This window comes from Arthrobacter sp. Soil_C_49 (assembly GCF_057656635.1).
On record NZ_JBDGJZ010000001.1, the window covers coordinates 359,616 to 381,341 of the forward strand.

17 protein-coding genes and 1 pseudogene are annotated in these 21,726 nt (G+C 67.8%); 13 read left to right on the plus strand and 5 right to left on the minus strand.

Going from position 1 to position 21,726, the window contains the following annotated elements; all coding sequences use genetic code 11:
- Positions 1-13: 13 nt before the first annotated feature.
- A complete protein-coding gene (locus tag AC3A4Z_RS01665) occupies positions 14-427 on the minus strand; it encodes a Rid family hydrolase (protein WP_493969181.1) in 414 nt (137 codons plus the stop codon).
- Between the two features lie 134 nt (positions 428-561).
- Here AC3A4Z_RS01665 and AC3A4Z_RS01670 point away from each other — a divergent pair, with 134 nt between their 5' ends.
- From AC3A4Z_RS01670 to AC3A4Z_RS01710, 9 genes are all read left to right on the plus strand, one after another.
- Positions 562-1,197: a dihydrofolate reductase family protein gene (locus AC3A4Z_RS01670; protein WP_498709628.1), complete on the plus strand. Its 636-nt coding sequence runs from the start codon at positions 562-564 to the stop codon at positions 1,195-1,197.
- Positions 1,198-1,318: 121 nt separating this feature from the next.
- Complete coding sequence (locus AC3A4Z_RS01675; RefSeq protein WP_498709630.1) at positions 1,319-2,029, plus strand: DUF4397 domain-containing protein; 711 nt, start codon at positions 1,319-1,321, stop codon at positions 2,027-2,029.
- 113 nt (positions 2,030-2,142) lie between these two features.
- Positions 2,143-3,174 (plus strand): NADPH:quinone reductase, encoded by a 1,032-nt coding sequence (locus AC3A4Z_RS01680; protein ID WP_498709631.1) that lies wholly within the window; start codon positions 2,143-2,145, stop codon positions 3,172-3,174.
- Between the two features lie 74 nt (positions 3,175-3,248).
- Positions 3,249-6,545, plus strand: coding sequence for a DUF5107 domain-containing protein (locus AC3A4Z_RS01685; protein WP_498709633.1), 3,297 nt, complete (start codon positions 3,249-3,251; stop codon positions 6,543-6,545).
- Positions 6,542-7,861, plus strand: a complete 1,320-nt coding sequence (locus tag AC3A4Z_RS01690) for a cellulase-like family protein (protein ID WP_498709635.1) — start codon at positions 6,542-6,544, stop codon at positions 7,859-7,861. Before AC3A4Z_RS01685 ends, AC3A4Z_RS01690 begins: the two co-directional genes overlap by 4 nt.
- 9 nt (positions 7,862-7,870) lie before the next feature.
- Positions 7,871-10,207, plus strand: coding sequence for a beta-galactosidase (locus AC3A4Z_RS01695; RefSeq protein WP_498709636.1), 2,337 nt, complete (start codon positions 7,871-7,873; stop codon positions 10,205-10,207).
- Positions 10,208-10,237: 30 nt separating this feature from the next.
- On the plus strand, positions 10,238-11,125 hold the full coding sequence (locus AC3A4Z_RS01700) for a helix-turn-helix domain-containing protein (protein ID WP_498709638.1): 888 nt from the start codon (positions 10,238-10,240) through the stop codon (positions 11,123-11,125).
- A 140-nt stretch (positions 11,126-11,265) separates the two neighbouring features.
- Complete coding sequence (locus tag AC3A4Z_RS01705) at positions 11,266-11,943, plus strand: cyclodeaminase/cyclohydrolase family protein (protein WP_498709640.1); 678 nt, start codon at positions 11,266-11,268, stop codon at positions 11,941-11,943.
- A 106-nt stretch (positions 11,944-12,049) separates the two neighbouring features.
- Positions 12,050-13,495 (plus strand): short-chain fatty acid transporter, encoded by a 1,446-nt coding sequence (locus tag AC3A4Z_RS01710; RefSeq protein ID WP_498709641.1) that lies wholly within the window; start codon positions 12,050-12,052, stop codon positions 13,493-13,495.
- Between the two features lie 6 nt (positions 13,496-13,501).
- Here the strand turns inward: AC3A4Z_RS01710 and AC3A4Z_RS01715 are convergent, their stop codons facing one another.
- Positions 13,502-14,227: an MBL fold metallo-hydrolase gene (locus AC3A4Z_RS01715; protein WP_498710050.1), complete on the minus strand. Its 726-nt coding sequence runs from the start codon at positions 14,225-14,227 to the stop codon at positions 13,502-13,504.
- Between the two features lie 42 nt (positions 14,228-14,269).
- Positions 14,270-14,480, minus strand: a pseudogene (locus tag AC3A4Z_RS01720) (histidine phosphatase family protein); the annotation flags it as partial.
- A 113-nt stretch (positions 14,481-14,593) separates the two neighbouring features.
- Between AC3A4Z_RS01720 and AC3A4Z_RS01725 the strand changes: the two are divergent.
- Together AC3A4Z_RS01725 and AC3A4Z_RS01730 are read left to right on the plus strand one after the other, a co-directional pair.
- Positions 14,594-15,982, plus strand: a complete 1,389-nt coding sequence (locus AC3A4Z_RS01725) for a sigma 54-interacting transcriptional regulator (RefSeq protein WP_498709643.1) — start codon at positions 14,594-14,596, stop codon at positions 15,980-15,982.
- Positions 15,983-16,036: 54 nt separating this feature from the next.
- Positions 16,037-18,052 (plus strand): vWA domain-containing protein, encoded by a 2,016-nt coding sequence (locus AC3A4Z_RS01730; protein ID WP_498709644.1) that lies wholly within the window; start codon positions 16,037-16,039, stop codon positions 18,050-18,052.
- Positions 18,053-18,069: 17 nt separating this feature from the next.
- Here AC3A4Z_RS01730 and map read toward each other — a convergent pair whose 3' ends face one another.
- Complete coding sequence (map, locus tag AC3A4Z_RS01735; RefSeq protein WP_498709646.1) at positions 18,070-18,852, minus strand: type I methionyl aminopeptidase; 783 nt, start codon at positions 18,850-18,852, stop codon at positions 18,070-18,072.
- 53 nt (positions 18,853-18,905) lie between these two features.
- Complete coding sequence (locus tag AC3A4Z_RS01740; RefSeq protein ID WP_498710051.1) at positions 18,906-20,189, minus strand: MFS transporter; 1,284 nt, start codon at positions 20,187-20,189, stop codon at positions 18,906-18,908.
- A gap of 161 nt (positions 20,190-20,350) precedes the next feature.
- Here AC3A4Z_RS01740 and AC3A4Z_RS01745 point away from each other — a divergent pair, with 161 nt between their 5' ends.
- Entirely contained in the window at positions 20,351-21,295 is a 945-nt protein-coding gene (locus AC3A4Z_RS01745; RefSeq protein ID WP_493969168.1) for a 5'-3' exonuclease H3TH domain-containing protein, read from the plus strand.
- Between the two features lie 153 nt (positions 21,296-21,448).
- On the plus strand, positions 21,449-21,634 hold the full coding sequence (locus tag AC3A4Z_RS01750) for a hypothetical protein (protein WP_493969167.1): 186 nt from the start codon (positions 21,449-21,451) through the stop codon (positions 21,632-21,634).
- The last annotated feature ends 92 nt before the right edge of the window (positions 21,635-21,726 follow it).

Here is a 21,726-nt window from a genome sequence, read left to right on the forward strand (position 1 = left end):
GCGCCCGGCGGTGCTACGGCGCGGCTTCCGGAAGCACGGCGGCGACGGCACTGATCTCCACGAGCGCGCCCGGCACGCCCAGCCCGGACACAAGGGCTGCAGTGACCAAAGCGGGCTCGTCGGACGCCAGTTCACGTGCGATGGCCCCGTACCCTGCGGCAATGTCGGCGCCGGCCACGAACAACACCGTCCATTGCACAACATCACTGATGGTCGCGCCCGCAGCCGCGAGCGCGGTCTTAACGTTCCCGAAGGCCCGGGCGGACTGGACGGCGACGTCGTCCTCGCCGACGAGTGATCCCTCGGCGTCTACGGCGTTCTGGCCGCCGACATAAATAGTGGTTGCGCCCGGCGGCACCACAGCAACATGGCTGAAGGCAGGGCTTGCAACGAGCCCTTCGGGACGGATGCGCCTGATGGGTGACATGCCCGTATGCTCTCACGCGAGTCTCCGGACGGGTAGACCCGGCAGCAGGCCGGCGATAGCATGGCCGGCACCGGAGCCTGCGGCACGCACCTTGCTGCCGCTCCGGGATCCGCCGATTCAACGAGGAGACGGCCATGAGCCAGGCAGCGGGAGAAACACCAGCATCGTCACTGATGGTGGACCTGATCATTTCACTGGACGGTTATGCCTCTGCCGAAGGATGGCCCGGCTGGTGGGGACTGGAAGGGCCGGAGTACCTGGCCTGGCTTGAGGAGGAAGGAAAGAAGAACTACACCTTCCTGCTCGGGGCCAACACGTACCGGCTGATGTCCGGCATGTCCCAGGAGGCCGCGGCCGGAGACTCGGGCTTTTCGGACAACGAGGGGGCCAGCCTCACCGGACTGGCTGCCGTGCCCAAGATCGTATTTTCCTCCACCCTGAAGGCCCCCTTAACCTGGCCGAACTCGCAGCTGGTGGCTGGTGACGCGGTGGAGGCGGTGGCGGAGATGAAACGCAGCGGGACGGCGCCCCTCAGCACGCTGGGCAGCCTCAGCCTCTGCCGCTCCCTGCTCACTGCCGGCCTCGTTGACAGATTCCGGCTGGTGGTCTTCCCGGTCATCACAGGCCGCACGGGCAGTGAGCGGATCTATGACGGGTATCCGGACGTCGCACTGGACATGGTGGACAGCCGGACGTTCGACGGCCGGCTGCAGCTGCTCGAATACGTCCCCACCGTCCTCAGTGGACCGCCCGGCCCCCGCATCCCGTGAGGTTTGAAACAGGCGCAAAAAAGATTCATTACTTTGCATCCACAGGGGCGGATCCGCCGGTAGTAGAGGTGTAAGCACAAGCACAGCCCGTCCCCGCGGGCGTCCCCCTGAGGAGTTTGAAATGCGCACATCAACCTACGCCGCCGGTGCACTGTCACTCGCGGCCGCACTGGCTTTCGCCGCTCCGGCCCAGGCAGGCGGCTGGCACCACCACGGCGATGACCCCGCCAAGCTCTCGGTTCTTCACGGCGTACCCGGGCTGACCGTGGACGTCTGGGTGAACGGCAACCTCACCCTCAATGACTTCAAGCCGGGAACCCTGGCCGGTCCGCTGGAACTCGCGGGCGGAGACTACGACATTGCCATCACCGCTTCGACCGCCACCAGCGCAGCCAATCCGGTGATCGGGCCGGTGTCCGTTGAACTTGAGGACGGCGGAAACTACACGGCGGTGGCGCACCTCACCGCTGACGGCGCACCCACTGCCACCCTCTTCACCAATGACACCAAGGCTCCGCGTAACGACAACAAGGGCAAACTGACCGTGCGGCACGTAGCCGCAGCCCCCGCCGTCGACGTCCTGGCCGGCGGAACGGCAGTGATCGAGGGGCTCAGCAACCCTGACGAAGCCACGCTGAAGCTCAGGGCCGGAACCATCTCGGCCTCCGTGGCTGCGGCCGGCACCACCACCCCCGTGATCGGCCCGGCGGACATCACCGTGGAGGGCGGTAAAAACACCATCGTGTATGCCTGGGGAAGCCTGGCTGATGGAACCCTGGCCACCGCTGTCCAGGTCGTCGACTCCGAGCACAAGGGATACGGCCGCCACTGACGCCCCGGGTAATGGCGTGCGGCGGGTCGACGTACGCCAACACCCATCATGATGTGCAGCGGGGCCGCCTGACGGTAGCCCCGCTGCCCTGTGTGTGCGTAGGTTAGGTGAATATGAAAGCCATCGCGTACCGCGCCACCGGTGATCCGTCCGTTCTCGAGCTTGTTGAACGGGAGATCCGTGATCCGGGGCCCGGGGAAGTGCGCGTACGCGTGGTGGTCTCCGCAGTGAACCCCACAGACTGGAAGTCCCGTCGCGGCGCCAAGCCTGGTGCACCGCTGCCCTTTCCGGACGTCGTGCCGAACCAGGACGGCGCAGGCACGGTGGACGCGGTGGGCCCGGGAACCAGCGGGTTCCAGATCGGGGACCGGGTATGGCTGGCCCTCGCCGCCTATCAACGTGCTGACGGCGGAACCGCCCAGGAGTACACGCTGCTCCCGGTTGAGCGTGTCTTTGCGCTGCCCGGCAACGCGGGGTTCGACGTCGGTGCAAGCCTTGGCGTTCCGGCCATAACTGCCCACCGGGCCCTGACAGTTGCCGAGGACGGCCCGCGCCGGCTCCACCCCGGAGCCCTCCAAGGCAAGGTGGTGCTCGTCGCGGGAGGTGCCGGGGCTGTGGGCCATGCCGCGATCCAGCTCGCCAGGTGGGCCGGCGCCGAAGTGATCACCACCATCAGCAGTCCCGCGAAGGAAGCGCTGGTCCGCAGCGCCGGGGCCCACCACATCATCAATTACAAGGACGGCGATCCAGCGGCGGGCATCCGCCGGATTGCTCCGCACGGCGTTGATCTCATAGTTGAGGTGGCACCTGCGCAGAACGCCGAACTCGACCTCGCGGTCATCCGCAACCGCGGCACGGTGGCTGTGTACGCCAACAACGGCGGCGACTTGGTGAACCTGGACGTGCGCAAGCACTTCAGCCTGAATGTCCGGTACCAGTTTGTGCTGCTCTACACCGTTGGCATGGAGGCTGTGCGCGCCGCCGCCGAAGACATCAATGCGGCCCTCGCCGATGGCGCACTGCCTGTGGGAGAGCAGGCCGGGCTTCCGCTCCACCGTTTTGCTCTGGCCGAAACTGCCGCGGCACATGCCGCCGTGGAAGGCAACATCGTCGGCAAGGTGCTCATTGACGTCGCTGACGCCTAGCCGTACACAATCGTCCATATACTCGCGCGGATCTGCCATGGGAACGGCCACAACAACTCCATAGGCTTTGATCCGTGAAGCATCAGAACAGAAGCCGAATCGTTTTGCCCGACGCACCGCCGGACCAGCAGGCGGTCCTGGAAGCTGGCGGTGTTGCCTGCTGGTCCGAGCCGGTGGTTATTGATACGTACGCTCCGGGGAAGCCGGACCGGTACCCCCTGTTCCTGGACCGGCGCGTGTACCAGGGCTCCAGCGGCAAGGTCTACCCGCTGCCCTTTATCGACAGCATCGCGGCATCGAAGGAACCCCGGCTTTGGCAGGCCATCCACTTGGAAAACGACTATGTGCGCCTGATGCTGCTGCCGGAGATCGGCGGCCGGATCCATATCGGCTTCGACAAGACCGCCGCCTACGACTTCTTTTACCGGAACAACGTGATCAAGCCCGGCCTGGTGGGGCTGGCAGGGCCATGGATTTCGGGCGGGGTGGAGTTCAACTGGCCGCAGCACCACCGCCCGGGAACGTTCCTCCCGGTGGAAACATCGGTGGAGCGCTGCGACGACGGCCAGGTGACTGTGTGGCACAGCGATCTCGATCCCTTACAGCGGATGCGGGGGACGCACGGAGTGCGCCTTCGTCCGGGCAGTTCCCTGGTGGAGGTTGAGGCCAGGCTGTACAACCGCACGGATGAGCCCCAGACCTTCCTGTGGTGGGCGAACGCCGCGGCCCGGGTGCACGGGAACTACCAGTCATTCTTTCCCACCGATGTCCGGTACGTCGCGGACCATGCCCGGCGGGCGGTGACCGCCTTCCCGCGCGCCGACCGGCCCTACTACGGCGTGGACTACCCTGCCCTGGCCAGACAGGACGGCCAGGCGGATGCAGACCGGATCGACTTCTACAGCAATATCCCGGTCCCCACCTCCTACATGATCACGGACACGAGGGACAGCTTCTTCGGCGGCTACGACCACGACGCCCGTGCCGGCTTCGTCCACTGGGCCGACCGCAGCATCTCACCGGGCAAAAAGCAGTGGACCTGGGGAAATGGTCCCGTGGGCAAGGCATGGGATCAGCACTTAACGGACGACGACGGCCCTTACGTGGAGCTGATGTCCGGCGTCTTTACGGACAACCAGCCTGACTTCAGCTACCTGGCACCGGGGGAGACCCGCAGCTTCAGCGAGTTCTGGTACCCCATCCGGCAGATCGGCCCGGCGCACCAGGCGAACCTCGACGTTGCCGTGTCGCTGCAGCTGGACGGGACGGGCCGCAACGTCACGGTAGGTGTCTCCAGCACGGCCGACCGGGAGACCGCCACCATGGTGCTCAAACACTTGGAGGCAACCATACGGGAATGGACCGGCCGTATTTCACCGGCCCACCCCTTCACCGTGACCGTGGAGCTGCCCGCCGGAGCAACGGAAACCGGCCTCACGCTGCAGGTCATGGACGGGGACCGGGAGCTGATCACGTGGACGCCGAGGAAACCACCGGAAAAGCCGGAGGAGCCCCGGGCAGCAACTGAACCCGTGCCGCCGTCGGACATGGACAGCCAGGACGAGCTCTTTGTGACGGCAACCCACCTGGCGCAGAACCGGCACCCCACGCGCTCGCCGCTGCCGTACCTGGAGGAGATGCTCGGCCGGGACCCGCAGGATTCCCGCGCCTCGATCGCGCTGGCGGCAGCGAAGTACCGGACCGGACACTACGGGCAGGCCAGGAAGCTGCTGGAGAACGCGCTGGCGCGGCTGACCCGCCGCAACCTGAATCCGCCGAGCGGGGAGGCCAGCTACCGCCTCGGCCTCATCCTTGAGCGCACCGGCCAGTTGGATGAGGCCCGGGAGCGGTTCGGGAAGGCGGCCTGGGACAAGGCCTGGGCCCACCCGGCGCACCTGGCGCTGGCCCGCCTGGCCCTGAGACAGGAACAGCCCGCTGAAGCACACCGGCACGCCGGCACCGCGCTGCGCCTGGACCCGGCCAGCCCGGAGGCAAAGCACCTGCTGTTCCTGGCCATGGCCAACTCCGGACGCCCGGACGAAAACGCCCGGTTGCTGCAGGACATCCTCGTGGCGGATCCGCTGGACCCCGTGGCGCTGGCACTGGACGGCTCCCTGGCAACGGCGGACCCGAAAACCCCGCTGGCCGTGGCCTGCTGGCTGGCACGCGCAGGGGAGTGGCAGCGTGCGCTGGACCTGACCGAACAGGGGCTGCCGAGGGATGCCAACCAACTCTTTGGCAACCCGGACCCCCTCCGCCACTACCTCCGTGCCGGCTGGTTCGAGGAACTGCGGGACCCGGATGCGGCGTCGGCAGAACGCAGGGCGGCAAGGAGCAGCGGTCTGGCCTATGCCTTTCCCTATGGGCTGGACGAATACGACGCCCTGCACCGGGCCCTCGAGGCCGACCCCCGGGACAGGGTGGCACACGGGCTCCTGGGCTGCTGGCTGCTGGATGCCGGACGCACCGAAGATGCGCTGGCCCACCTGGAGAAGTCCATGATGCTCGGCTCAACGGATCCGGTGGTGTGGCGGAACGCGGCCATTGCCACTGTCAATACCGGCGGTGATCCCGACGCCGCCGACCAGTACCTGGAGTATGCACTGGAACTGAGCCCGGATGATGCACGGCTCGTCTTCGAACGGTCCGTGCTGGCCGGCCTCCGCGGCGCGCCGACCAACGAGCGGATCGCCGCCATCGAACGGCACTCCCGTTCGGTCCTGAACCGCGACGACCTGGTGCTGCTTTACGTCAATCTCCTCCTGGATGCCGGGCGGGCAGAAGAGGCCCTGGAGATCATGGCCACCCGCAGCTTCCAGCCCTTTGAAGGCGGTGAAGGCAAGGCGCTCGCGGCCTACGACCGGGCGGCGGTCCAGCAGGCCAGGGCGCAGATGGAGCAGGACCCGACGGCGGCCATCACCTTGCTGCGCGCCGGTATCGAGGCCCCGGCGAACCTGGGCGAGGGACGGCACCCGGCGGACAGCGTGGGCGAACGGCTGCTGGCGTTGGGGGACGCTCTCGAACTCGCAGGGTATACCGAGGCTTCGGCAGCCGCCTGGGATGAGGCGTGCCGGGACAACAGCCTGTTGGCCGTGGACCCCAGGCCTGCCGGTCCCGCGGACTACTGGCGGGGCATCGCCCTCATCCGGCTGGGCCGAAAGACGGAAGCGGAGGCGGCCTGGCAGTGCCTCGAAGACCGGGCTGATGAACTGGCGGCCGCCCCCGCTGCTCCGGACTACTTCGCGACCTCCCTGCCCGAACTGCTGTTGTTCGATACCGGCACGGCTTCATCCCGACTCGACATGGCGAACTCACTCCGGGAGCTCGCCGCTCTGGGACGGGCCCACGGGAAGGAAGGGGCGAACCTGTGACGGACGCACCGCGGTACCTCGGGTCCGGAACGCTCGAAGGCGACGCGGCCGGCCTGACCGGAGCGCCGCCGTCGCATCTTCCAGCGCGTTTGACCATCACCCTCTGGGACTTCTCCTGGTACACGCGGGCCGAGCACGGCGGCCCGTACGCGGACCTGGACGCGGCCTGCGCGAAGGCGGCGGCGCTCGGGTACAACACACTCCGGATCTGTGCCGCACCGCTGCTGCTTTTCGGCGGACTGGGGCTGGAGCCCGTGGCCGGTGACCTTGAGGTTGAGGGCCTGGGGAAGGCTCCGGACGCTGGCATCTACGGGAGGGGAACACGCTGGTACGACGCGCCGGGCGGCTACCGCGTGAACCTCCGGGAGCGCCTGCTGGAACTTTTCGAGGCCGCAGCCCGGTACGGACTCGTGGTGATCCTGGCCAGCTGGGAGTACCAGCAGTCCACGGTGTTCGCCCGGTCCCCGGAGTGGTTCGAGGCTATTAATTCCGTTCCCCTCGCTGACAGGTACCGCGTGCTGGCGGATGCCTGGGACGGGCTCATCAACACGCTCACCGCGGCCGGGCACCGGGACCGCATCGCCATGGTGGAACTGCATAACGAGGTGGACTTTTCCATCCTGCCGGCGCTGGCCGACGGCGGCAGCGAGCAGCTGCGCCGGCTGCGGTCACTGCATCCGGACCTCCTCGTCAGCGCCAGCTACGGCAAGCCGCCGCACCTGGCCATGCACACAGTCCCCGACGGCCTTGGCGCGGCGCAATTCCATGTCTACAGCTACGGGGTGCTGGATGCGCTGCAGCAGCAGATCGACATCCGGTCCGAGGGCACCTCCGGCTTTCCCAACCCGGCCCTGCGCGCCCTGCTGCGCCCCGATGCACCGTCGATCGAAGAGTACGGACGCCTGGCCGACTGGAAATACCGCGCCACTGTCGTGACCGGCCAGATGTTCTACGGTTACGACTGGATTGATCCGGAGGCGTGGGACACCTGGCTCTACAACGAGTACGGGCCCCACCGCGAGGTGATGCGGCGGGAAGTCGAGTCGCGGGTCATCGCCATCGCAGCCTGGGCCCGGTGGAAGAACGTGCCGGCCGTGGTGGGCGAAGGCTGGATCGGCTACACCCCGCTCCACGGCACCTTCGAGGAAGGCCCTATCGGCAAGGAACTGGCCGAACGCGGCATCCGCACGGCACTGCAGCACGGAATCTGGGGCATGGTCCTGTGCTCAAACGCTGCCCCGCACCACCCCCTGTGGGCCGACGACGGGTGGCAGCGCCGCATGAACAACGTCATCCAGACCGCCCCCGTGAGCTGAAAGAGCCCCATGCCTCCTGAACAAACCACCCTCGAAATCCTGACCGCCACCTACCGGCCCCACGAACGCGCCCTGCAGCTGCCGCCCATGAGCAACATCCAGGACGAGCACAACAGATGGCGGGTCACCAGCCATTACATCGAAGTGGATGGCCGCGCCACGGTGCCGGTATCGGGCGAAATCCACTTCAGCCGGCTTCCCCGGTCCCGCTGGGAAGACCGGCTGCGGCTGATGAAGGCCGGCGGCATCACTGTGGTGGCCTGTTACGTTTTCTGGGTCCACCACGAACAGGCCGAGGGCGAGGTCCGCTTCGACGGGAACCTTGACGTTGCCGCCTTTGTCCGCCTGTGCGCCGCCCTGGAGCTGGACGTTGTCCTGCGGATCGGGCCCTGGTGCCACGGCGAGGTTCGCAACGGCGGGTTCCCGGACTGGGTCCAAACGGCCGCCGTCGAACACCGCACGAACGATCCTGCCTACCTGGCCCTTGTGGAGCGCTGGTTCAACCGCCTCGGCACGGAGCTTGCAGGGCTGACCGGGCCGTCCAGCAACGTCATCGGCATCCAGTTGGAGAACGAACTCTATGACCAGCCCGGACACATCACCGGGCTGAAGAACCTTGCCCGCGCAGCAGGTCTGTGTGCCCCCATCTGGACCGCCACAGCCTGGGGCGGGGCGGACATCCCCGAGGAGGAGGTCCTCCCGGTCTTTGGCGGCTACGGCGACGGCTTCTGGGTGGACGCCGACGCGCCCTGGGACCCCACCTTCCGGCAGCACTACTTCTTCAGCCACCAGTGGGATGACCCCGGCATCGGCGCCGACCTCCGTGGGCATTTCGCCGGCAGTGAGGCAGAGCCGCCCCGGTCGCCGTCGGCCCTCTACCCGCCCGCCACCTGCGAACTGACCGGGGGCATGGCCACCGCCTACCAGCGCCGGCCGTGGCCCGCGGGGAAGGACGTGGCCGCCGTGGCCAACAACAAAATCGGCAGCGGTTCGGGCTGGCAGGGCTATTACATGTTCACCGGCGGGACCAACCCGTCCGTCGGGCTGCAGGAATCCCAGGCCACCGGCTACCCCAACGACCTTCCCGTGTTCGATTACGACTTCCACGCCCCGATCGGCGCTGCCGGCAGGTTGGCTCCCAGCTTCGCACTGCTGCGCAGGCAGCACGCGTTCCTCGCGGCGTTCGGCGGCCGGCTCGCCCCGATGCCGTCCACACTGCCGGACCAGGTGCCCGCCGGGGTGATGGATTCGGAGACGCTTCGCTGGGCGCTGCGTTCGGACGGCGAGTCAGGCTTCGTCTTCATCACCTGGCACCAGCCCCATGTGCCCCTGCCGGCTTACGCCCGCGCTCAGTTCAGCCTGTCACTGGGGGAGGAAAGGGTCACTTTTCCCGGGCAGCCTGTCGCCATTCCCGCCGGGACGATCGCCGTCTGGCCCGTTAACCTCGACCTCGCCGGAGTCCGCCTGAGCTGGGCCACGGCATCCCCGTTGACCCTCCTGGGTCCAGAGGCCGCACCAACACTGGTCCTGGCAGCCGGGGCAGGAATCGAACCGCAGCTCTGCTTCGCTCAGGGAACAGCCCTTGACGGGCCGGCTGTTGCCCTGGGCGGCAACGCCTACGCCGCCGACCCCACCACGCCGGCCACCCTGACAGCGCGGTCCTCCGAAGCTGCACTGAACATCCTTATCCTGCCTGCGGATCTGGCGGATCAGGCATGGGTCCTGGACACCCGGCGCGGACGGGAGCTTGTCCTGTGCGCTGACCCGCTCTGGGCGGGGTCTGACGGACTCCTGGCCGGGAGGTCGCCGGGATCACCCGCCGTTCGGCGGTACTCCACAACGTCCGGCCGGTTCGAGGAGGTCCAGGTAGCCGGCCCGGACCCGGAACCAGCGCGGCGGACCCTTGCCGCCGAACGCATCCGGGCCGCCGCGCCCGTCCCGGCTTCCTTCGGGTCGCTGGCAGGCAGGGCGGCAGCGCCCACAGACAGGGACATGGACGAACGTGCAGAGATCTACAGGATTGATCCGGTGACGGCCTTTCCGGCCGGGGAGGGGCATACGGAGCTGGAGATCAGCTGGGCCGGGGACGTCGCCCGGCTGCTCGTTGACGGCACCGTGGTGGCCGACCGCTTCTGGGACGGTTCCCCCTGGGTGATCGAAACGCACGACGCCGGCATCCGTCCCGGAGCCGCGATCCTGCTGCAAATCCTGCCGCTCCCCAAGGAAGCCAAAGTGGGTGTGCCGGGGGCGGCCCAACAAAGGCGGAATGATGCTGACGGCGACCTTGCCGCCCTGGACACCGTGGAGCTGCTCCACTGGACTGCCTGGCGTGAGGCTTCGGCCTGACTCAACCTGGACGGCTAGTATGGACGTTTGGTGACGGAGGGGACGGGCGTGGAGCGGGCAACGGGATTCCAGAACCAGCGGCTGGTGGTGGTTCCCCGCCCCCTGGTCCGGGAAGCGCTGGCCCGCCCTGTCACCCGGCGGCTGGTGGTAACGGACGCAGGGGTCTTTCCGGTCGCGGAAGCGCACGGCCGGCACCGCCCCCAGGGCGCGCAGGAAACCATCGTGATCCTCTGCGTCGCGGGGTCCGGGTGGGTGGAAACACGCGGTTCCCGGTTCGACGTCGGCAAGGGCACCGCCGTCGTCCTTCCCGGCGGCACGGGAGAGGCGCACGCGTACGGTGCGTCCAGAGAGGACCCCTGGACCATCTGGTGGTGCCACGTCCGCGGCTCGGATGCAGCCGAACTCGTCGAAGAATCAGGCGTCCGCCCGGACCGGCCGATCATTCCGCTGGTGGCCGTGGACCGCCTGACGGCCATGCTGGACGAAATCATCACCGCCTTGGAACAGGACCAGTCGCCGGCCCGCCTGGTGGCCACGGCCGGGATGGCGTGGAAGCTGCTGGCCACCCTGGCCGTGGACCGCCGCGTCCCCGCCCAGGGCACTGCGCTGCAGCGGGCGATGAACTTCCTGGAGGACCGGGTGGACGGGGCCATCCGGCTGCCTGACCTGGCATCCCTGGTGGGCGTATCGTCGTCCCAGCTGAGCAAACTGTTCCGGGAGGCGACGGGCGGGGGAGTGCTGGCCCACCACACAGCGCTGAAGATGGCGCGGGCGCGGCTCCTGCTGGACACCACCGACCTGACAGTGGCCGAGGTGGGGCGCGAGGTAGGCCTGGCTGACCAGTTCTACTTCTCCCGGCAGTTCCGGCGGCTGCATGGCGTCAGTCCCCGGGCGTACAGGGCAGAACGGAAGGGCTGAAAGGTGCCGCGCTACGCCCGGTGCGGGGTCTCAGCGGATACCCAACCTGCCTTGATCCTGCTGCATCATCATCAGGAAACGGCATGTGTATGCCCAAAATCTGCTCAAGATCCGACAGGGAAGTAGGCACAATGGGTGCCATGGCTGATTCTGAAGCGGTGACAACCCAGGATTCGACGGTTGAAGCATGGACCCAGGCCCTGGCGGAGTCGAAGGGCTCCCCGGGAGGCGGGGCCGGGACAGGGGTGATGCTCGCCATCGCCGCGTCTCTGGCATCCATGGTGGCCGGCTATACCCAACCCGGCGACGGGGAGCGGAAGGAACTGGCGGATGTCCACGCCCGGGCCCGCGCGCTGCGCCGGACCGCCCTGCGGCTTGCCGACGACGATGCTGCCGCCTCCGAAGCCTTCGGCGCCGCCTTCCGCCTCGAACCAGGCCCGGAACGCGACGAGGCCATCCACCGGGCATCGGTGAACGCCGCCAAAGCATCGGCCGTGCTGGGCGAACGCGCCACCGAAGCCATTGAAGACCTCGGCTGGCTCGCCGCCAACGGGAACCCTGCACTCATTGCCGATGTCGTCGTCGCGTTCGGCGCCCTGCGGGCAGCCGTGACAGGGGCGCGCACCAACGTCAGTTTCGACCTCGCAACCCTTCGATCCGCAGGCGCCACCCTCGAACAGATCCGCGACGAGCAGCCCGTCCTCTGGGCCGCGGTCCAGCAGCTCAACTCGGCAGTCGAACGTATCGACGAACTGACCGCCAGCGTGGACCACCGCGCCGCGCCCACTGACACTGATGCTGTTCAGGACGTTAGCTAGCGAGCCTGCGGCACGCTGGGTTAGCGCTGATTAACCGGTTCTCGCGCCGATCCGCACTAAGCTCCCTCGGGTAAACAACGCGGCACTCGATGGAGAGGTAGTTCCTGTGGGAAACACAGTGTTGACGGAAAGCGCAACCGATGAGCGGGGCCTCGCCCGGGTGGCCCAGCGGATGGCCGCCTGGACCGAAAAATGGTTCCCGGACGCCTACATCTTCGCCCTCGCCGGCGTGGTGATCATCGCCGTCGCTGCCTTGGCCATCGGCGCCTCACCGCAGTCCATCGCCGATTCCTTCGGCAACGGTTTCTGGGACCTGACGGCCTTCACCCTGCAGATGGCCATGGTGGTCCTCACCGGCTACGTGGTGGCAACCTCGCCTCCGGTGGCCAGGCTCATCAGCCGGCTGGCACTGATTCCGGCCACGGCCCGCACGGCGGTGAGCTTCGTGGCCCTGATGTCCATGTCCGTGTCCTTCCTGAACTGGGGCCTGAGCCTGATCTTCGGCGGTCTGCTGGCCAGGGCGATTGCCCGGCGCAAGGACCTCACCGTGGACTACCGGGCACTCGGCGCGGCCGCTTTTATGGGCCTTGGCGCGGTCTGGGCCCTCGGCCTGTCCTCTTCCGCTGCGCAACTGCAGGCCACCGCCGCCTCGCTGCCTCCGGCCCTGTTGAAGATCACCGGAATCCTCGATTTCGGCACAACCATCTTCACCTGGCAGTCCCTGCTCACGCTCGTCATCCTGATGGCACTGACCACGGTGATCGCCCATTTCTCGGCACCCCGCGGCGGCGCCATCCGCACGGCTGAGGATCTCGGCGTCGACCTCGACGATGAACCGAGCGAACCTGCCCCGCGGTCCCGCCCGGGCGAATGGCTCGAATACAGGCGGATCCTGCCCATCCTTGCCGGCATCCTGACCCTCGGCTGGCTGGTCTCCCAGTTCCTGACCAAGCCGTTCCTCACCGTGGTGAGCAGCCTGAACGGCTACCTGCTGGTGTTCCTGATCCTGGGCCTCGTGCTGCACGGGACGCCGCGGAACTTCCTGCAGGCCGTCACCAAGGCCGTCCCGGCCACTGCGGGGATCCTGGTCCAGTTTCCGCTGTACGCGGCAATGGCCGCGATCCTGACCAAGGCCACGGGCCACGGCGGCATGACCATCTCCTCCCACCTGGCGGAGTTCTTCTCGGACATCGGCGGCAACGGCGCGTTCGCCGTCGTCATTGCCCTCTACACCGCCGTCCTGGGACTGCTGGTGCCGTCCGGCGGCGGAAAATGGCTGGTGGAGGCGCCGTACGTGATGCAGTCCGCCACCGACGTGCAGATGAACCTCGGCTGGACCGTGCAGATCTACAACATCGCCGAGGCGCTGCCGAACCTCATCAACCCGTTCTTTATGCTGCCGCTGCTGGCCGTGCTCAGGCTGCGGGCCCGCGACCTGGTGGGCTTCACGTTCCTGCAGTTTGTCTTCCACCTGCCGGTGGTGCTCCTGCTGGTCTGGCTCCTCGGGATGACGTTCGAGTTTGTCCCGCCGGTGATGCCTCCGGGGCAGTAGGCGGGGCTAGCCGCGAAGGGCCGCGACGGCGTCCGGCAGCGGCATGAAAAGCGCCGGACCGTGGCCGGGAAGGATCACGGATGCGGCCACCCCGGCCAGGCGGCGCGTTGCCTCGAGGGCCGCGGCCGGGTCCGAGTGGTACATGGGGTGGAGCATCTGGGGTCCGCTGGTCCGGCTCAGCGGATGGCCGGTCACAAAGGAATCCCCGACGGCGATGGCGCCCGCATCCGGGAGGAGGATGGCGGCGTTACCGGGGGTGTGTCCCGGCAGTGCGATGGCTTCGGGACGGCCCGGCAGGTTGCGGAGCGTCTCTGCGTCCCAGGCACGGGCCTGCGTTGCCGGCTGTGCCGTCAGGGCTCCGGCGTTGATGACGTGGAGCAGCCAACGGAAAACGCGCGGGCGCCAGGCACGGACCATGACCTGGCCGAACGTCACCTGGTGCTTTTCCTTGCCCTGGACGTGGGCCAGCTCTTCCGGCGCGCAGAGGACCGGTGTCCCGTAGGTGCCGGCGAAGTAGGCCGCGGATCCGGTGTGGTCCACGTGGCCGTGCGTGATGAGCACGGCCCTGGCATCGGCGGGCTGGAGTCCCAGGTGGCGGATGGACGCCAGGACCAGTTCCCGGTCCGAGGGATAACCGGTGTCGATGAGCAGAAAGCCCGTCTGGTCGCGGACCACCACCCAGTTCGACGCCGGGCCCCGGACGAGATGGACACCCGGTGCCGGCTCGGACATATGGTCAGAGGGCTGCCAGTCAGTGGCTTTCTGATGCACTGCTCAAGGATATCGGGCGCAACCCGGGGGGATGCGGGCGATCAGGTCCACCCGGCTCGCATACTCGATGGCGGACACCGAGCACGGGCTGATCATGATCCGCTGAAAGAGGTCCAGGTGCGTGCCCACGGCGTGCGCCATAGCTGCCTTGACGGGGGTCTGCGTGGGAGAAGCATACGACGACGGCGCCCGGGTGTGCTGCGCGAAGCACCTCGCAGAGTGCTCTGGGCAGTCATCACCCCCAAGCGTAAGTGGACCAGCAGGTCTGCGTGGATCGATTCCCGGGATTTCCTCGATTCCCGGCAGGGGTAGGGCTACCGTGGAGTGGTGACTGATCGACCCGAAGTCTTCACTGTTGGCGAATTGCGTGCAGCCGGGCATGTCCAGAAAGACCTGCGCCACGAAATCCGCGACAACCTGCTGGCCGCGCTCGCCGAAGGCCGTGATCCGTGGCCCGGGCTGTACGGCTTCAGCCGCACCGTCCTGCCCCAGCTGGAGCGTGCCCTGATCGCCGGCCACGATGTGGTCCTGCTCGGCGAGCGGGGGCAGGGCAAGACGCGGCTCCTGCGCACGCTTGCCGGGCTGCTGGACGAATGGTCTCCGGTGATCGAGGACTCCGAGCTGAACGAGCACCCGTACGAGCCGATCACCGAGCAGTCGCGGGCCCGTGCCCTGACTGAAGGGGACCGGATGCGGGTGGCGTGGCGGCACCGCTCCGAACGGTATGTGGAGAAGCTCGCCACCCCTGACACCTCCGTCGCGGACCTCATCGGAGACGTCGACCCGATGCGTGTCGCCGAAGGCCGGCGCCTGGGCGATCCGGAGACCATCCACTACGGGCTGGTCCCGCGCTCCAACCGGGGCATCATCGCCATCAATGAACTGCCGGACCTCGCCGAGCGGATCCAGGTGTCGATGCTCAACGTGATGGAGGAGCGGGACATCCAGATCCGCGGCTACGTGCTGCGGCTGCCGCTGGACGTGCTCGTCGTCGCCTCTGCCAACCCTGAGGACTACACCAACCGCGGCCGGATCATCACGCCGCTGAAGGACCGCTTCGGCGCGGAGATCCGGACTCACTACCCCATCGAGCTGGATGACGAGGTCTCGGTGATCCGGCAGGAGGGGCAACTGGTGGCCGACGTGCCGCCGGTCATCCTCGAAATCCTGGCCCGCTACACCAGGGCGCTCCGGCAGTCCCCGGCGATCAACCAGACCTCGGGTGTTTCAGCCCGGTTCGCGATCGCCGGCGCCGAGACGGTCGCGGCGGCCGCACTGCGCCGGGCCAGCGTGCGCGGGGAAGGCGAAGCCGTGGCCCGGATCGTGGACCTCGGCACCGCGGTGGACGTCCTCACCGGCAAGATCGAATTCGAGTCCGGCGAGGAGGGCAGGGAACAGGCGGTCCTCGACCACCTCCTGCGGACGGCCACCGCGGATGCTGTGCGCGCCCACTATCACGGTATCGATATGGGCCCGCTAGTCGCTGCGCTTGACGGCCACCGGACCGTAACCACCGGTGAACACATCACGGCGCAGGAATTCCTCGAGAACCTTCCCGGACTCAACGGGTCGGGACTCTACGACGAGATCAGCGGGCGGCTGGGCGCCACCAACCAGGGGCAGCGCGCTGCGGCCATCGAACTTGCCCTGGAGGGCTTGTACCTCGCCCGCCGGATCTCCAAGGAGTCCGACGACGAGGAAACCATCTACGGCTAGCCGCAGCGCTGGAAGAGTTACAGCCAGGAGCGGGCGGCCGGAACAGGAGGCGTCATGGCCAGCCATAACCACTCGGCCAGGTACGGCAGGTATGCGGGCGGACCGGATCCGCTCGCGCCGCCGGTTGACCTTGCTGAGGCACTGGACGCCGTCGCCGAGGACGTCATGGCCGGCTACTCGCCCCGGCATGCGCTGCAGGAGTTCCTGCGCCGCGGCGGCCGGAACAGGGAAGGCCTGGATGACCTCGCCCGGCGGGTACAGCAGCGCCGCAGCGAACTGCTGGGCCGGCACCGGCTGGACGGAACCCTCGACGAAGTCCGGAAGCTGCTTGAGACCGCGGTGCTGGAGGAACGCAAGCAGCTCGCCCGCGACGCCATGATGGACAACACCGACCGCGCCTTCCGGGAGATGCAGCTGCAGAACCTGCCGCAGTCAACGGCAGCGGCGGTCAACGAACTGGCCTCCTATGACTGGCAGTCGGGTACAGCCCGGGAGGCCTACGAGCGGATCAAGGACCTGCTGGGCCGTGAAGTCCTGGACCAGCGGTTCTCCGGCATGAAGCAGGCGCTCGAGAACGCCACGGAGGAGGACAAGGCAGCCGTGGCCGGGATGCTGCGGGACCTCAACGGGCTGCTGGACAAACACCGGCGCGGCGAGGACACGGACCAGGACTTCCAGGAGTTCATGGCCAAGCACGGGGACTTCTTCCCGGAGAATCCCCAGTCCGTTGAGGAGCTCATCGATGCCCTCGCCAAGCGCGCCGCGGCAGCCCAGCGCCTGCTGCAGTCGATGTCCCCCGAGCAGCGGGAGGAGCTGATGCGGCTCTCCGCCCAGGCGTTCGGCTCGCCGGAACTGATGGCGCAGCTCGACCAGCTCGATGACAGCCTGCGGGCCTTGCGGCCCGGCGAGGACTGGTCCGGTTCGGAGCGGTTCGAGGGCCAGGAAGGCCTGGGGCTGGGTGACGGCACCGGGGTGCTGCAGGACATCGCCGAACTGGACGGACTCGCCGACCAGCTGTCCCAGTCCTACAACGGGTCCAACCTGGACGACCTGGACCTCGATGCCCTGGCCCGCCAGCTCGGCCAGAACGCCGCCGTCACCGCCCGCACTTTGGCCGGGATCGAACGGGCTATGCAGGACGGCGGCTACCTGCGCAAGGGCAGCGACGGCGACCTGCGGCTCTCCCCGCAGGCCATGCGGCAGCTCGGCAGATCCCTGTTGCGGGACACCGCGAAGCAACTGTCCGGCCGGCAGGGGCGGCGGGACACGCGCGTCGCCGGCGCCGCCGGCGAGCAGACCGGTTCCAGCCGCCCCTGGGAGTTCGGGGACGCCGAGCCCTGGGACGTCACCCGCACCATGACCAACGCAATCCACCGCACGGTGGCCGACGGCGGCAACCCTGCCCGGGGGCTCCGCCTCACCGCTGCCGATATCGAAGTCAGCGAGACCGAGGCACGGACCCAGGCCGCCGTCGTCCTGCTTGTGGACGTCTCCTTCTCGATGGCTGCAGAGGGGCGCTGGGTGCCGATGAAGCGCACCGCCCTGGCCCTGCACCACCTGATCTCCACCCGCTTCCGCGGCGACCGGCTGGAACTGATCACGTTCGGCCGCTACGCCCGGTCCATGGACATCGGCGAGCTGACCGCCCTGCCGTCGCGGCGGGAACAGGGCACCAACCTGCACCACGGCCTGCTGCTGGCCGGCCGCTTCTTCCGCCGGCATCCGTCAATGCAGCACGTCCTCCTGCTGGTGACCGACGGTGAGCCCACCGCCCACCTGCTGCCGGACGGCGAGCCGTGGTTCTGCTGGCCCTCGGACCCGGAAACCATCCGGGTCACCGTGGCCGAACTCGACCGCCTGGGGCGCGGCGGCACCCAGACCACCTTCTTCCGCCTGGGGAACGATCCCAGCCTGGAGCGGTTCGTGCAGCGCATGGCCCGCCGGGTGGGGGCCAGGGTGGTGGCACCCGATGTCGGCGGCCTGGGAGCTGCCGTGGTGGGTGAGTACCTGCGCGCGCATTTCCGCGGGCAGGCGTTCGACGACGCCGACTGGACGTCCTGGGACCGCTGACTGCCTTACTGCACGCCTTACTGCACGGCCCGGGTGGGAAGGGTGAGGATTTCCGCGCCGTCCTCGGTAATGGCGATGGTGTGCTCGCTGTGCGCCGTCAGGCAGCCTGTGGCGCTGCGGAGGGTCCACCCGTCAGGATCGGTAACGAGTTCAGCGGTGTCCGCCATGACCCACGGTTCCAGCGCCAGCAGCAGGCCCGGACGCAGCGTGTACCCCCGGCCCTGCCGCCCGGTGTTGGGGACATGCGGGTCCTGGTGCATGGTTGATCCGATGCCGTGGCCGCCGAACTGGGTGTTGATGGGGTAGCCTGCTTCGCTGAGGACCGACCCGATGGCATGGGAGATGTCGCCGATCCGCGCTCCGGGCCCGGCAACTGCAATCCCCGCGTACAACGCGCGTTCTGTCGCATCAATCATGTTGATGCTTTCCAGGGGCTTGGAGCCGCCCACAACGAAACTGATGGCGGAGTCCGCCGCCACGCCGCCCTTGATGACGGCGAGATCAAGGGTGAGGAGGTCGCCGTCGGCCAGTGCGTAGTCGTAGGGCATCCCGTGCAGCACGGCGTCGTTGACGGCGGTGCAGATGTAGTGCCCGAACGGCCCGCGCCCGAAGGACGGCTCATAGTCGATGTAACAGGACGTGGCGCCGGCTTCGATGATCATCTCCCCGGCCCACCGGTTGATGTCCAGGAGGTTGGTTCCCACGGCCGCACGCCCCTTCAAGGCCTGAAGAATATCTGCGACCAGGGCTCCTGTTTCCCTTGCCCGGCTGATTTCGGTGGGGCTCAGGATCTCGATCATGCGGCGCCTTCCTTGGGGAGACCAACAACTATACCCAGCACCGGGCCGCCGGTTCAGTCGCGGGAATCTCCGGCAGGCCCCTGGTCCGGGGAGTCAGCGGATGTGCTGGCCCGATCGGCCGGGGCACCCTGCCGCCGGCTGGCCAACAGGAACGGAACTGCCAGGCTTTGGAAAACACCGGCCAGCGCCAGTGACGCCGGGTAACCGAACAGGTCGGCACTCCTTCCCAGTACAGGCTGCACCACCACACCGCCGCTGGAACCCATCAGCGAATCGAAGCTGAGCACGGTGGCCCGCTGCTTCGACGGGATCATGTCGTTGATGTAGGCCTGCCGCACCGGGGTGGCGGCGGAGTCAATCACCGCCCAGAGCGTCAGCAGGACCAGGGCCACCCAGAACACCCGGGTCAAGCCGAGCACCAGCAAAAGCGCCGCGCTGATGCTGCCGCTGACGATCAGCACGGAGGTGCGTTTGTGGAACAGCCGCCTGGCGTAGGGCGCGAGCCAGCCGCCCACCACCTCGGCGCCGGCCACAATGGCCGCCGCGAGGCCCGCGATCGAGTAGGCGCGGGGGTCGCCGAAGAGTTCCAGCAGGAACGGCTGCAGGGCATAGAAGACGTAAATCCCGACGCCGGCGCTGAATGGGGCGGCGAGCATCACGTACCGCACGGGCGGGATTTTCAGGCCGTTGTCGATCGATGCAGTCAGGACAGTGCGGGTCGCCTGGAGCGGGTGCCTGGAGCGCTCCGGGGTGAATCCGACGTCGTGCATCAGGCTGAAGGCCACCACAAACATCGCCAGCAGTACACCCACCCGCACCAGGAACGGTACACCGAGGTTGGTGGCCTGGGCGATCACGCCGCCCGCCACGGAACCGGCCAGCATTGCCACGCCGGAGACCATCTGGGCACGGCCGAACACTGCCTCCAGCCCGCCTTCATAGCCTGAGTAGCGCAGAGCATCCACAAGCCAGGCTTCAACAGCACCGGAGAAGAACGTGAAACCCAGGCCCAGCAGCACCGACACCACCGCCCACAGCGGGAACGGCGCGGAAAACTGCCACAAAAGGTAGTAAAGGAAAGTGGAGCCGGCCAGGGTCACGGTGCCCAGAAGGAACGACACCCGGCGGCCCCAGCCGTCAGCCACCACCCCGGTGGGAATTTCGAAAATCACCATGCCCACCGTAAAGAACGCGTTCGCGGCGAAGGCCTCGAAATTGCTGAGGCCTGCGTCCAGCAGGAACAGCGTGTTCACGCCCCAGATGAAGGAAGCCGCAAGGGTATTGCCCAGCGTCAACGTCAGGTAGATGCGCTGGACCCTTCGGGCGGCAGCGTTCATGGGTTCGCTGTCCGCGCCGCGCAGAGCGGGGATCACGAGGCCATTCTCGCCCTGATCGGGCCGGTGTGCCAGAGCCGGTTCGCGGGCGTGCACCCGGGCTGGCGGCGTGGCGGGCTGCCCGTGCTGCCCCGGCAGGCAGTGTTCCGTGTCAGGATCAGGGTATGCCTGACCGCCTGATGCTGCTGGACACCGCCTCTCTGTACTTCCGCGCCTTCTACGGCCTGCCCGATTCCATTCGCCGCGAGGACGGGACGCCCGTCAACGCGGTCCGGGGCCTGCTGGACATGATCGCCAGGCTCACTACCGATTACGGGGCCACCCACCTCGTCGCGTGCTGGGATGACGACTGGCGGCCGCAATGGCGGGTGGACCTGCTCCCCACCTACAAGGCCCACCGGGTGGCAGAAGCGAACACCGGTGCTCCGGATGTGGAGGTGGTGCCGGATGCGCTCGAAGCGCAGCTGCCCATGATCCGGACGGCACTGGGCCTGGCCGGAATTGCGATCGTGGGTGCGGCCGAGCATGAAGCCGACGACGTTGTGGGCACCTACGCCAGCCATGCCGGCATGCCGGTGGACGTGGTGACCGGGGACCGTGATCTCTTCCAGGTCTGCGACGACTCCCGCCAGGTGCGGGTCATCTACACGGCGCGCGGCATGCGGAACCTGGATGTAATGACCGAAGAAGTGGTGGTGGGAAAGTACCGCGTGCTGCCCCAGCAGTATGCGGACTATGCCACCCTCCGCGGCGATGCCTCGGACGGGCTGCCGGGTGTGGCGGGAATCGGTGAAAAAACGGCGGCGTCACTGCTGCTGAAGTACGGCACCCTGGAAGACCTGCTCGAGGCAGCAGCGGATGCCGGCAGCGGACTTTCGTCACCGGTCCGCGCGAAGCTGGAAGCCGCCGCGGACTACCTCAGGGCGGCGCCCGCCGTCGTCCGCCTTGTCCGGGACCTCAAGCTGCCTTCCCTGGAGGAGGCCGGCGCCCGGCTGCACCCCGTCGCTGGGGAAGCCCGCGCCGAGCTGGAACGCCTCGCCGTGGACTGGAACCTGGGCGGCTCGGTCCGGCGCCTCCTCGACGCACTGGACCGGACCGGTCCTGCCTAACATCGCCTGCCCACAAGGGGCTGCCTGGTGGAGTGCGCCGAAACTGTCCATTTCTTGAGCAAAAGTGACATCTTCGGCGGGCATCCCTGCGGCTAGGGTGGGCTTCATTGGTTCAAGCAGCTGGACCTCTTCATCGGGGGATTGGAGTGGGTCATGGCTGACAGCCCGGACAGGCGCGGCACTGGTAAGGACGAAAGCCGGAAGAAACGTGGACCGGCCGACGCCGAGGACGTGCAGCAGGAAGAACCCGGGCCGGAGGACGCACTGGACCCGGAAGAGGCGCCCCGGCCTCCCCGTCTTTACGGCTACGACCCGGACCAATGGCCGGAACCGAACTGATGCCGGGCGCGGGATGAAGGCTTCGGGAAGAGGGCACATGGCGGGCAGCAGACAAGCCAAGCGGGCCGTGGCTAAGCTGGGTGTGTTCTGCC